Source organism: Streptomyces sp. NPDC041713 (genome assembly GCF_055591085.1).
This window is the reverse complement of sequence record NZ_JBVIZY010000002.1, coordinates 34939-46343: the sequence shown is the minus strand read 5'-3', so window position 1 is coordinate 46343 and position 11405 is coordinate 34939. Positions and strand designations below refer to the sequence as shown.

10 protein-coding genes are annotated in these 11405 nt (G+C 72.3%); 7 read left to right on the top strand and 3 right to left on the bottom strand.

All coding sequences use genetic code 11. The features are described from left to right. The first annotated feature begins 343 nt into the window (after nt 1-343). Nucleotides 344-1435 (top strand): alpha/beta fold hydrolase, encoded by a 1092-nt coding sequence (locus ACZ6CV_RS05060; RefSeq protein WP_469249665.1) that lies wholly within the window; start codon nt 344-346, stop codon nt 1433-1435. A 50-nt stretch (nt 1436-1485) separates the two neighbouring features. Here the strand turns inward: ACZ6CV_RS05060 and ACZ6CV_RS05055 are convergent, their stop codons facing one another. Both ACZ6CV_RS05055 and ACZ6CV_RS05050 read right to left on the bottom strand, forming a co-directional pair. Next, on the bottom strand, nt 1486-2883 hold the full coding sequence (locus ACZ6CV_RS05055; RefSeq protein WP_469249664.1) for a sensor histidine kinase: 1398 nt from the start codon (nt 2881-2883) through the stop codon (nt 1486-1488). Further along, nucleotides 2880-3623 (bottom strand): response regulator transcription factor, encoded by a 744-nt coding sequence (locus ACZ6CV_RS05050; RefSeq protein ID WP_355802697.1) that lies wholly within the window; start codon nt 3621-3623, stop codon nt 2880-2882. Before ACZ6CV_RS05050 ends, ACZ6CV_RS05055 begins: the two co-directional genes overlap by 4 nt. A 64-nt stretch (nt 3624-3687) precedes the next feature. Between ACZ6CV_RS05050 and ACZ6CV_RS05045 the strand changes: the two genes are divergently transcribed. Next, nucleotides 3688-4836, top strand: a complete 1149-nt coding sequence (locus ACZ6CV_RS05045) for a UDP-N-acetylglucosamine--N-acetylmuramyl-(pentapeptide) pyrophosphoryl-undecaprenol N-acetylglucosamine transferase (protein WP_469249663.1) — start codon at nt 3688-3690, stop codon at nt 4834-4836. Beyond that, a complete protein-coding gene (locus ACZ6CV_RS05040; protein WP_469249662.1) occupies nt 4833-5837 on the top strand; it encodes an SDR family NAD(P)-dependent oxidoreductase in 1005 nt (334 codons plus the stop codon). The genes ACZ6CV_RS05045 and ACZ6CV_RS05040 overlap by 4 nt, the downstream gene beginning before the upstream one ends. 107 nt (nt 5838-5944) lie before the next feature. Here the strand turns inward: ACZ6CV_RS05040 and ACZ6CV_RS05035 are convergent, their stop codons facing one another. Then, a complete protein-coding gene (locus ACZ6CV_RS05035; protein WP_469249661.1) occupies nt 5945-6583 on the bottom strand; it encodes a TetR/AcrR family transcriptional regulator in 639 nt (212 codons plus the stop codon). 340 nt (nt 6584-6923) lie between these two features. On the opposite strand from ACZ6CV_RS05035, the gene ACZ6CV_RS05030 reads away from it, so the two are divergent. From ACZ6CV_RS05030 to ACZ6CV_RS05015, 4 genes are all read left to right on the top strand, one after another. Then, nucleotides 6924-7907, top strand: a complete 984-nt coding sequence (locus tag ACZ6CV_RS05030; protein ID WP_469249660.1) for a tetratricopeptide repeat protein — start codon at nt 6924-6926, stop codon at nt 7905-7907. A gap of 669 nt (nt 7908-8576) precedes the next feature. Then, nucleotides 8577-9194 carry a DUF6230 family protein gene (locus tag ACZ6CV_RS05025; RefSeq protein WP_469249659.1) on the top strand — a complete coding sequence of 206 codons (618 nt, stop codon included), beginning with the start codon at nt 8577-8579 and terminating at the stop codon, nt 9192-9194. Nucleotides 9195-9356: 162 nt separating this feature from the next. Then, a complete protein-coding gene (locus ACZ6CV_RS05020) occupies nt 9357-9920 on the top strand; it encodes a DUF6114 domain-containing protein (protein ID WP_362364978.1) in 564 nt (187 codons plus the stop codon). Continuing rightward, on the top strand, nt 9910-11337 hold the full coding sequence (locus tag ACZ6CV_RS05015) for a hypothetical protein (RefSeq protein ID WP_469249658.1): 1428 nt from the start codon (nt 9910-9912) through the stop codon (nt 11335-11337). The genes ACZ6CV_RS05020 and ACZ6CV_RS05015 overlap by 11 nt, the downstream gene beginning before the upstream one ends. Nucleotides 11338-11405 lie beyond the last annotated feature (68 nt).

Sequence of the window (11405 nt, the reverse complement as noted above, 5' to 3'; positions counted from 1 at the left end):
GTGCGGGTGGGTGGGGGTTGCTCGCGCAGTTCCCCGCGCCCCTAAAAGACCCCCCGGCGCCCTGGTTAGCCCCGAAGGGGCGGACCAGGGGCGCGGGGAACTGCGCGCCCAGCCCCCACCCACCCGCAGCAGACGACGGGTCCAGGGGCGCGGGGAACTGCGCAAAGAGAGCCGCACCCTCCACGCACCCGCAGCCGACGAACGGGTTTCAGGGGCGCGGGGAACTGCGCAAAAAAAACGGTGACCGGACCCATCACGCGGGCGGCGAGAATTCGTAGGTTTAGGGCCCAGGGGCCAGGGCAGGCGCACCGCCGGTCCACCACCCCCCGCCCCAGGAGACCCCGTGACCTCGTCCGGCCACGCCCGCACCGCCGCCATCGCCATCGGAGCCGCCACCGCCACCGTCCTCGGCGCGCTGCTCATCGGCGGGTCCGGCGAGGTGAGCGCGAGCCCGCCGACCGAGCCGAAGGTGCAGGACGCCTTCGACTCGCTCGGCCCCGAGGTGCACGCCGCGAAGCTCTCCGACGGGCGCACCGCGCACTATTCGGACACCGGCAACAAGGACGGCAAGCCCGTCCTGTTCATCGGCGGCACCGGCACCAGCGCCCGCGCCTCGCACATGACCGACTTCTTCCGCACCACCCGCGAGGACCTGGGCCTGCGCCTCATCTCCGTGGAGCGCAACGGCTTCGGCGACACCGCGTACGACAAGGACCTGGACAAGGCCGACTACGCCAAGGACGCCCTCCAGGTCCTCGACCAGCTCGGCGTCGACGACGTGTCCGTGATCGCGATATCCGGCGGCGGACCCTACGCCGCCGAGCTCGCCGCGGCCGCCCCCGACCGCATCTCCCAGCTCCACCTCGCCGCCGCCCTGCCCCCGTACGGCACGAAGCCCGCGTACTGCGGCCTCTCCGACGACGCGCTCGCCGCCGCCGTGAAGGATCAGATCAAGGACCCGCGCAAGTGGTGGGCCTTCCCCGACGACAGCCCCGTCAAGTCCATCCCCGGCTTCGCCGACACCGCATACGAGGAAGGCGCCCGTACGTACAACCAGCGCGGCCAGCAGGCCGACCCGGCGCCCCAGGTGCACGAGCAGAAGCTGTACTGCGGGCGTCCCGGCCCCGACCTGTCCGGGCTCGACGCCCCCGTCTACCTCTACGGCGGCAAGAAGGACACCACCGTGCCGCCGGCCACCCTGAAGACCTGGCAGGAGGCGCTGCCGGGCAAGGAGCGGGTGCGCACCTACGCGGACTCCGGGCACGACGTGCAGTACCGGCACTGGGACCAGATCCTGGTCGACCTGGCGGGCCACGGCGACCGCACCGTCATCTGCAAGGGCGACAAGACCCGCGTCCTGGTCGCCCGCGAGGCCGACCGCCTCGTCGCCAAGAGCAAGGCCCAGCTGGGCAGTTGCGCCTGGGCGAAGAAATAGCCGCCCCGCACCGGTGCCTCACCCCGCCGGCGCCTCACCAAGCCGGCGCCTCACCCCGCCGGCAGGGACAGGCGGAACTGCGCGCCCCCGCCCGGCGCCCGTTCCGCCGTCAGCTCCGCCCCGTGCGCGTGCGCGATCTGCCGCGCCATCGCCAGGCCCAGGCCCGAACCCGGCAGGGCGCGGGCCTTCTCGGCGCGGTAGAAGCGGTCGAAGACGTACGGCAGGTCCTCCTCGGAGATCCCCGGGCCGTGGTCGCGCACCGTCAGGTCGGCGGCGGTCAGCGACACCTCGACCGGGGCGCCCGGCGGGCTGAACTTCGCCGCGTTGTCGAGGAGGTTGGTGAGCAGCCGGGACAGCCGCGCCGCCACGCCCGGCACGCTGAGCTCCGCCGCCTCCGGCGCCACCCGCAGCACGAACGGCACCGCGGGCCAGTGGCCGCGCGCCGCGTCCACCACGTGGGCGGTCAGCGGGGCGAGCCGCACCTCTTCGAGCAGCGGCTGCGGCTCCGCGTCCCTGGCCAGTTCGATCAGGTCGTTGACCAGGCCCGTGACCTCGCGCAGCTGCCGGCCGAGCGCGCCCGAGGCGCGGTCGCGCTGCGCGTCGGTCAACCGGTCGGCCTTGGCGAGCAGTTCGGCGTTGGTGCGCAACGCCGTGAGCGGGGTGCGCAGTTCGTGGGAGGCGTCCGCGACGAGCCTGCGCCGGGCCGCGACCGACTCCTCCAGCTCCGCCAGCATCGTGTTGAACGTGGCGGCGAGGCGGGTCACCTCGTCCTCGTGCCCCTCACGCCCCGGCGGCCCCGGCGGCAGCTCGATGCGGTGCCGGGCGTCCCGGGTGGCCGCGATGCGCTCGGCGGTGGCGGTGAGACGCGTGATCGGCGCGAGCCCGGTCCGCGAGACCCAGTAGCCGCCGGCCGCCGAGAGCAGCACTCCCGCGCCGCCCACCGCGGCGAGCAGCGACGCGGCCTGGCGCACCCCGCGCTCGGCGATGTCCGCGCGCAGCGCGACCTGCACCGCCTCACCCTTGCCGAACGTCGTCGTGAGCATCCGGCCCGGCTTGCCGCCGGGAAGCGTGAAGTTCGTGTAGTACGGGGCCCGTCGACCGGCGGCGACCGCGCGCGTCGGCCCCGACACCGGAAGCAGGAAGGGCTGCGCCGGGTCGTCCGCCGGGTCCGCGGGGACCACCTGCGAGCAGGCCGGGGCGCCGAGGAAACGGCACTCGCCGGCCAGCACGCCAGGACCCTCGGAGCGGTGCTGCTGGGCGACGAGCGTCGCCGACTGGGCGAGATTCTGGTCGAGTTGCTGGTACAGCTTGTAGCGGATCACGAAGAACGCGGCGGCGCACACCCCGACCGCCACCACCGCCACGGCCGCCGCCGCCATCACCGCGAGCCGGGTCCGCAGCGGCCTGCGCCGCCGCCAGCGCGCGCCCAGCCTGCGCCGCGCGCTCACGGGGAGCCCAGCCGGTAGCCGACGCCGTGCACCGTGTGGACGAGCCGCGGCTCGCCGCCCGACTCCAGCTTCCGGCGCAGATAACCCACGTACACCGCGAGGGAGTTGGAGTCCGGGCCGAAGTCCCGCCCCCACACCGCCTGTTGGATCAGCTCGCGCGGAAGGACCTGCCCCGCGTTGCGCAGCAGCAGCTCCAGCAGGACCGCCTCCGTGCGGCTGAACTCCACCCGGCGCCCGCCGCGCCGCCCGGTGCGCGTCGCCGGGTCGAGGACCAGATCGCCGTACGCGAGCTCGTCGCCGTCGTCCGCGGCCCGCTCCGGCGTCGCCCGCCTGAGCAGCGCCCGCACCCGCGCCACCAGCTCGTCCAGCGCGAACGGCTTGACCAGATAGTCGTCGGCGCCCGCGTCCAGGCCGTCCACGCGCTCGCTCACCGAGTCCAGGGCGGTCAGCACCAGCACCGGCGTACGGTCGCCCGCTGCGCGCAGCTGGCGGCAGACCGCGAGGCCGTCCATGACCGGCATCAGCACGTCGAGGACCAGCAGATCCGGCTGCCAGCGCGCCACCGCGGTCAGCGCCCGGTGGCCGTCCGCCGCGCCCCGCACCTGGTGGCCCTCGACCGTCAGCGCGTCCTCCACGGCGGCACGGACCTCCGGGTCGTCGTCCACGACGAGGATCCGGTGCCGCGGCCCCTCACCCGCACCCGGCGGGCCGCCCTTGCTGGTCACGCTCGCGAAGCTCATGGACCAAAGGTGCCAAACGCGGCTCTTAAAACCCTCTTAGACCCCCGCGTGAAGCTCCCGTGCCATGCGAACCTCTCTCTCCGTCGTGATCGGCGCGGGCGGCACCGGCGGGCACATCTATCCCGGCCTCGCCCTCGCCGACGCGCTCCGCCGGGCCGTGCCCGACGCGGTGATCTCCTTCGTCGGCACCGAACGCGGCCTGGAGACCCGGCTGATACCGGACGCCGGATACCGCCTCCACACCGTCGACATGATCCCCTTCGACCCCTCCCTCGGCGCGCGCCGCTTCATGCTGCCCGCCGCGCTGGTGAAGTCCGGCGCCCAGTGCCGCGCCATCCTGCGCGGGCAGGGCGCGCAGGTCGCCGTCGGCATGGGCGGCTACCCCAGCGCCCCCGTCATCGTCGGCGCCCGGATGGCCGGACTGCCGAGCCTCATCCACGAGTCCAACGCGGTGCCCGGCCGCGCCAACCGGTTCGCGGCCCGGCTCACCCCGAACATCGCGGTCGCCTTCGACCGCAGCCGCGCCCACCTGCCGGGCGGCGAGCGCGCGTACACCACCGGGATGCCGATCGCCGCGCCGCTCGCCGCGCTCGACCGGGCCGCGCTGCGCACCGAGGCGCGGCGCGAGCTCGGCGTACCGCCGGGGGCGCGGCTGATCCTCTTCAACGGCGGCAGCCTCGGCGCCGCCCGCCTCACCGAGGCAGCGGTCGGCCTCGCGGCGCGCTGGCGGCACCGCAGCGACGTCCACCTCCTGGTGAAGACCGGACCGGCGGCGCTGGACGAGACGCGCGCCCGGCTCGCCGTCGAGGGCGGCGACGCCGTCGCCCGCGCGGTGCCCTACCTAGACCGCATGGACCTCTCCTACGCCGCCGCCGACCTCGTCGTGTGCCGGGCCGGTTCGGCGACCGTCGCCGAACTGGCCGCCACCGGCGTGCCCGCCGTCCTCGTGCCCTACCCGCACGCGCCCGGCGACCACCAGACCCACAACGCGCGCGTCCTCTCCGACGCCGGCGCGGGCCTCCTGCTGCCCGACGCCGAGACCACCGCGGACCGCCTCGCGGGGTTGCTCGGGCCGCTGCTCGCGGACCCGGCACGGCTCGCCGCGATGAGCGGCGCCGCGGACCCCGGGCCGCACGCCCGCGCCGCCGACCTGCTCGCCGAGCGGGTCCTGCAGCTCGCCCACACCACCACCCCTCACCTGGAGTACGCATGAGCACCCCCACGACCTTCAGCTGGCAGGACCGCACCGTCCTCGTCACCGGCGCCGAAGGCTTCATCGGCTCGACCCTCGTCGACCTGCTGATCGCGGCGGGCGCGCGGGTCCGCGCCTTCGTGCACTACAAGCCGTACGCGGAGAAGGGGCACCTCGCCCACCTCATCGGCGACCCGCGGGTCGAGATGATCGCGGGCGACGTGCGGGACGCGGGGCGCGTGATGGACGCCGTCGACGGCTGCGACACGGTCTTCCACCTGGCCGCGCTGATCGGCATCCCGTACTCGTACGACTCGCCCGGCGCGTACGTCCAGACGAACGTGGTCGGCACCGAGAACGTCGCCGAGGCGTGCCGGCGGCACTCCGTGCGGCGGCTCGTCCACACCTCCACCAGCGAGGTGTACGGGACCGCGCTGACGGCACCGATCGCCGAGACGCACCCGTTGCAGCCGCAGTCGCCGTACTCCGCGTCGAAGATCGGCGCCGACATGATGGCGCTGTCGCACTGGCACGCCTTCGAGCTGCCGGTGACGGTGGTCCGCCCCTTCAACACGTACGGGCCGCGGCAGTCGGCGCGCGCGGTCATCCCCACGATCCTCGCGCAACTGCACGCCGGCGCACGGGAGATCAAGCTGGGCTCGCTGACGCCGACGCGTGACTTCACGTACGTGACGGACACGGCCCGCGGCTTCATGGCGATGGCGGTCGCCGACCGGGCGCTCGGCCACGCGGTCAACCTCGGTGTCGGCCGGGAGATCTCCATCGGTGACCTCGCGGAGGCGCTGATCGCGGCGTCCGGGCGGGAGGCGTCGGTGGTCGTGGACCCGGCGCGGCTGCGTCCCTCGGGGAGCGAGGTGGAGCGGCTTCTGTCGGACAACTCCCGGGCGCGGGAGTGGGCGGGCTGGGTGCCGGAGGTGTCCCTCATGGAGGGGCTCAAGCACACGTCGGCTTGGGTCGCCGAGAACTTGCGGCTGTTCGCTCCGGAGCGGTATCAGGTCTGAGTTTCCTCCGCGGGCCGGTGGGGGGGTCTCCTGTGCCGCCGCTTCGCGGCGGATGCTTCCCACCCGCCCACCCGTTCACCCCGCACCGCAAGCTCCACGCAGGAACCTCAAGCCTGTGCCGCTGCCGCCGCCAACCCGCCCAGCAGCAGCAGCGTGAACCGTCGTGCCCACTCCTCGTCCACCGGTTCCGCGCTGACCAGGGCGCGGTGGACCACCGCGCCCGCGATCACGTCGAAGATGAGGTCGGCGGTGCGGCCCGCCGACACCGCGTCGGGCTCGGCGGGGAGCTCGCCGCGCTCCTCGGCCCGCTTGCGGCCCGCGAGGACGAGCCGCTTCTGGCGGTCGACGATGGACGCCCGGATGCGGGCCCGCAGCGGCTCGTCCGTCGTCGACTCCGCCACCACCGCCATCAGCGCCGTCTTCGTCTCGGGCCGCCCGAGCAGCGCCGCGAACTGCAGGACCACGCCCTCGATGTCCGCCGCGAGGCTGCCCCGGTCCGGCAGCTCCAGCTGGTCGAAGAGTTCCGCCACCGCGTCCACGACCAGCTCGCTCTTGCCCGCCCAGCGCCGGTACAGGGTCGTCTTGGCGACGCCCGCCCGCGTCGCGACGGCGCCGAGCGTCAGCTTGGACCAGCCGAGCTCGACGAGGCCCTGCCGGGTCGCCTCCAGGATCGCGGCGTCGGCCGTCGCGCTGCGCGGGCGGCCGCCGGTGCGGGTGGCGGGAGTGGTGGGCGTACGGCTCTGCATGGGCGCGACCATACCGGCCAGTACGGAGCGATCCGGGGTGCGGAGTGAGCGAGATCACCGAAGGCGCCGTTCCGCGCCCCCGGGGGGACAGTTACGCTACGACCTGTAGCGAAAGTTGACGACCGCGGTGAACGGCGAACACCCCCGCGACGGCAGCGAACGCCACGAGAGACGACCACAAGCACGAACACGCACAGCACGACCACCGGCCCGGGGTGGGGACCCCGCGCCAACCGACGGTCCTCCTCGGGACCTTGAAGCGTGCCCCCGGTGACCCCGCAATCCGGCGGGGGGTCACGGACGGGCGCGGTTCCCGCACGGGTTGGGGGAGGATGTACTCATGCAGCCACGGAACATGTCCATGAGCGGTGTCGTCGACCTCGCCGCGGTGAAGGCGGCCCAGGAGGCCAAGGCGAAGGCGGAGCAGGCGCGCGCCGAAGCGGCCCGGCAGGGCGGGGGAGCGGCGGGCGCCGCGATCCCCCCGGCTTCCCTCGTCATCGATGTCGATGAGGCTGGCTTCGAGCGCGAGGTTTTGCAGCGCTCCACCGAGGTCCCGGTCGTCATCGACTTCTGGGCCGAGTGGTGCGAGCCGTGCAAGCAGCTGAGCCCCCTCCTCGAGCGGCTCACGCAGGAATACAACGGCCGTTTCCTCCTTGCCAAGATCGATGTCGACGCGAACCAGATGCTGATGCAGCAGTTCGGGGTCCAGGGGATCCCGGCTGTCTTCGCGGTGGTGGCCGGACAGGCCCTGCCCCTCTTCCAGGGCGCCGCACCCGAGGCGCAGATCCGCCAGACCCTGGACCAGCTCATCCAGGTCGGCGAGGAGCGCTTCGGACTGACCGGCCTGGTGGTCGACGCCGACGCGCAGGGCCAGGAGGCCCCGGCCCCGGCCGAGGTGCCCGCGGGTCCGTACGACGCGCTGCTCGAAGCGGCCGTCCAGGCGCTGGACGCGGGCGATCTCGCCGGCGCCGTCCAGGCGTACAAGAACGTGCTCAGCGACGACCCCGCCAACACCGAGGCCAAGCTCGGCCTCGCCCAGGCCGAACTGCTCCGCCGCGTCCAGGGCCTGGACGCGCAGACCGTCCGCAAGGACGCCGCCGACCGGCCCGCCGACGTGGCGGCGCAGATCGCCGCCGCCGACCTGGATCTGGTGGGCGGTCACGTCGAGGACGCCTTCGGGCGGCTCATCGACGCCGTGGCGCGCTCGGCAGGCGACGACCGGGACGCCGCGCGCGTGCGCCTGCTCGAACTCTTCGAGGTGGTCGGCGCCGAGGACCCGCGCGTCACGGCGGCCCGCACCAAGCTCGCCCGGGTGCTCTTCTGACCGGATGTCGAACCCGTGGCCGGGTCCGTCCCCCGGCCCGTCGGCTGACCAGTCCCTAAACGCCGGGGCTTGTGATGCCGGAGTGAAAAGTCTGTTCCCAGGACGCAAAGTGGCCGCGTTTTGCCAAAACTTGGTAAACGCGGCCACTGTTACTCGTAGTAAGAGAACGGCTTCCTTCTGGGTGCTTCCCTCCCCTCATGTCCCGTTCTGTTCCTCCCTTCTGAGCCACGGTCCGTGGCCGATCGATACCGCGCGGTCGCGCTTCGGTTATCCGGCCGTTACTAGCGAGTAACGAACCCCCTTGTGCGGGGGGCGAGAATGCACCACGATCGGCGACGCTCGGTCCGATGACCCGCAGCCCGAAAGCCAGTCGGGAGCGGGCCTTCTGGGTCCCCACCGAGCAGGCCGGTGACGCCGTCGCCGGTCTTGGACAGGGGGGTCTCTGCCGGTCCCGGCAGGGCCTGTCCGCGAGGTTGTGCGTGATGCGTCAGGCGCGACCAGTGGTTGTCGCTCGGGGGTGATCGCCGGTGAAGTGTGGTGCGGTTGCGCGCCTCCGATGCGGGCGCTCTCCTTCCCGAGGACGTAGCACTTCTCCCATCCCTGCCCGGCTGAGCCGCCCGAAAGGGAGCAGTCAGGGCCGGAGATGTACGTCCGAGAAGGAGGAAAGTCATGGAGTCCGTGGCTCGTGGCGGAACCAGATGGAAGCGGTTCGCCGTGGTCATGGTGCCGAGCGTCGCGGCGACTGCCGCGATAGGCGTCGCCCTGTCCCAGGGTGCGCTCGCGGCATCGTTCAGTGTGTCCGGCCAGCAGTTCAAGGTGACGGCCAAGGAGCTCAACGGCAAGGGGTTCGTCCAGTACGGAGCCCTTGACAGCGGCAAGTCGGGTCACCACCCGGTGGCCGTCGTCGGTCTCGAATCGGCGAAGATCACCAATCTCTGCCAGTCGGTGGTCGTGCCGGTCCCGGTCTTCGGCGATGTGTCGATGACCCTCAAGGCCGGTGGCGAGGGTGGTCCGAAGGTCGAGGCCAAGAAGCTCTACATCGACGCCGATGACCTGAAGGCCAATGCGACCTTCCACAAGGTCGACATCGGCGTCTCGGTCGACCAGACCACCAAGGGCCCTGGTCCGGCGAAGGGCGACAAGTACGCCCCGGACTCGTTCGCGCAGCAGGCGGAGTCGGTGAAGTTCACCGATGTCAAGCAGCGTGCGTGGGCGACCACCGCCGGTACCTTCAAGCTCTCTGGCCTCGGTATGTCGGTCAAGAAGGGCAAGCACGAGTGCTACTAGGGCAGTTGATGCCCTGGCGGGTCGCAGTTAGGCGGCCCGGTGCGCACTCCGTGCGATGAGAACGGCCGGGCGCGGGGGCGCGACGGCATCTGACGGAGCCGTCCCCGTGCCCGAATCCGCACGACACACAGAACCAACGCCATTCCCGAGGAGCTGTACGACATGAGCGCCGAAGCGCAAGTGGGACTGGGCGACAAGCTCGGCCGGATGCGCCTTCGTTTCCGAGGGTGGCGCGGTCAGCGCCCGTTCTGGGGTGGTCTGCTGACACTTCTCGGCGGCATCCCGATCATGTATTTCCCGTACGCGAATCTCACGCTCGGCACGATGACGATCCGGATGGCGACCACCGCCGGTGCCGGCTCGCTGATCATCGGCGTGCTGTTGGTCGTGCTCGGCCTGACCATGTGGTTCCAGCCGCACTCCCGGGTGTTCGCGGGTGTCGCGGCGATTCTGCTCGCCCTGGTCTCCCTGGTGGTCTCCAACTTCGGTGGCTTCGTCATCGGTTTCCTGCTCGCCCTGATCGGCGGCGCCCTCGGCGTCTCCTGGGCGCACGCGAAGCCCGCCGGTGAGCCCGCGAAGGGACGTACGACCGGAGCGTCCGGCGGCACCGACGGGGTCCCCGGGCCCACCGCCGCGGCCGGCGCGGGTGGGGTGAGCGGCGAACAGGACGATCTGTCAGGAACGAGCCCGACGAACGGGACGAACGGGAGGCACCGTGCCGGCTGACGAGGTGCACCACGAGGGCTTTGCGGGAGAGCCCCGTGCGAGAACCGGGCCGCGCCACGCGGCACCCAGGAAGCCGCTGCTGACCCGGCTGCAGGTACCCGCGGGCAAGGCGATCGCCATCGCTGCGATGCCCACCGCCGTGCTCATGGGCATGGGCCTGACCCCGACGCTCGCGCAGGCGAAGCCGGGCGTCCCGGACAACCCCTTCCAGGACGGGCCGTGTGTCACGGCGCCGGACAAGGACGCCGAGAAGGACGCGGAGAAGGACGCCGCGGCCAAGGCGAAGGAGGCGGCGGCCGAGAAGGACGCCAAGGACGCCGCGAAGGCGAAGGACGCCGAGAAGGCGAAGAAGGCCGAGAAGCGGGCGGACGAGGACGAGGCGAAGAAGGACGACGCCGAGAAGCCGACGCCGTCGACCGAGCCCTCCGCGGGCGACCGGGCGGACCCGGAGGACGAGGCCGGCTCCACCACCCCGTCCACCGGCGACAAGGACGGCGCGCAGGAGCCCGGGAAGACCCCCGAGCCCACCGAGACCAAGAACCCCTGGGACCCGCTGGGCGTCGGCGAGGCCCTCAAGGACGTCTTCACGCCCGACAAGGACAAGAAGGAGTCCGAGACCCCGGACCCGACCCCGTCCGACTCGGCGAAGACCGGCTCCGACACGACCGCAGGCGACAAGGCGGCGGACGACGAGGCCGCGGACGGCAAGTCCGGCGACGACAAGGCCGCGGACGACGGCGAGAACCCGCTCAAGGACACGACCGACAAGGTCACCAAGCCCGTCGGGGACGCCCTCGGCAAGGTCGGTGACGGGGTCGAGGACGGCGCGGACAAGGCCCGCGACGAGGCCGACAAGCTCCAGGACAAGCTCGACAAGGCCGCCGAGGACGCGAAGGACAAGGCCGCGGACCCGATGGCACCGGACGAGGACGGCAAGAAGCCGTTCCCGTGCGTCGTCGAGAAGAAGGTCGACGGAAAGGCCGAGCAGACGCCCGCGCCGATCCCGAACCAGCCCTGGCGCCTTGAGGCCAGCTCGCTCACGCTCAAGGGCGCCGACTACCAGGGCGTCGTGAACCTGACGATGCCGGGCGGTCAGAGCAAGCAGGCCCTCAAGTACGTCGTCCAGAACACCGACATCGGCGACCTGCACCAGATCGTCGAGGGACCGGGCGGCAAGAAGTACCACGTCGAGGCCGCCAAGGGCTCCACGTCCACCATCCGGGACGGGGAGACCACGATGTACACCGAGTCGATCTCGGGCAAGCTGTTCGGGCTGATCCCGATCACCTTCGACCCCGAGCACCCGCCGCCGCTGAACATCCCGCTGATCTACTTCACGGACGTGAAGGTGCAGCAGGCGGGCCAGTTCGGCGGAAACCTGACGATCCCGGGCCTGCACCAGTCCATCAGCGACTGAATCCGACTGAATCGCCGGCCGACGCACCGAGGGCGCCCCCCGTCGCGGGGGGCGCCCTCGGTGCGTGT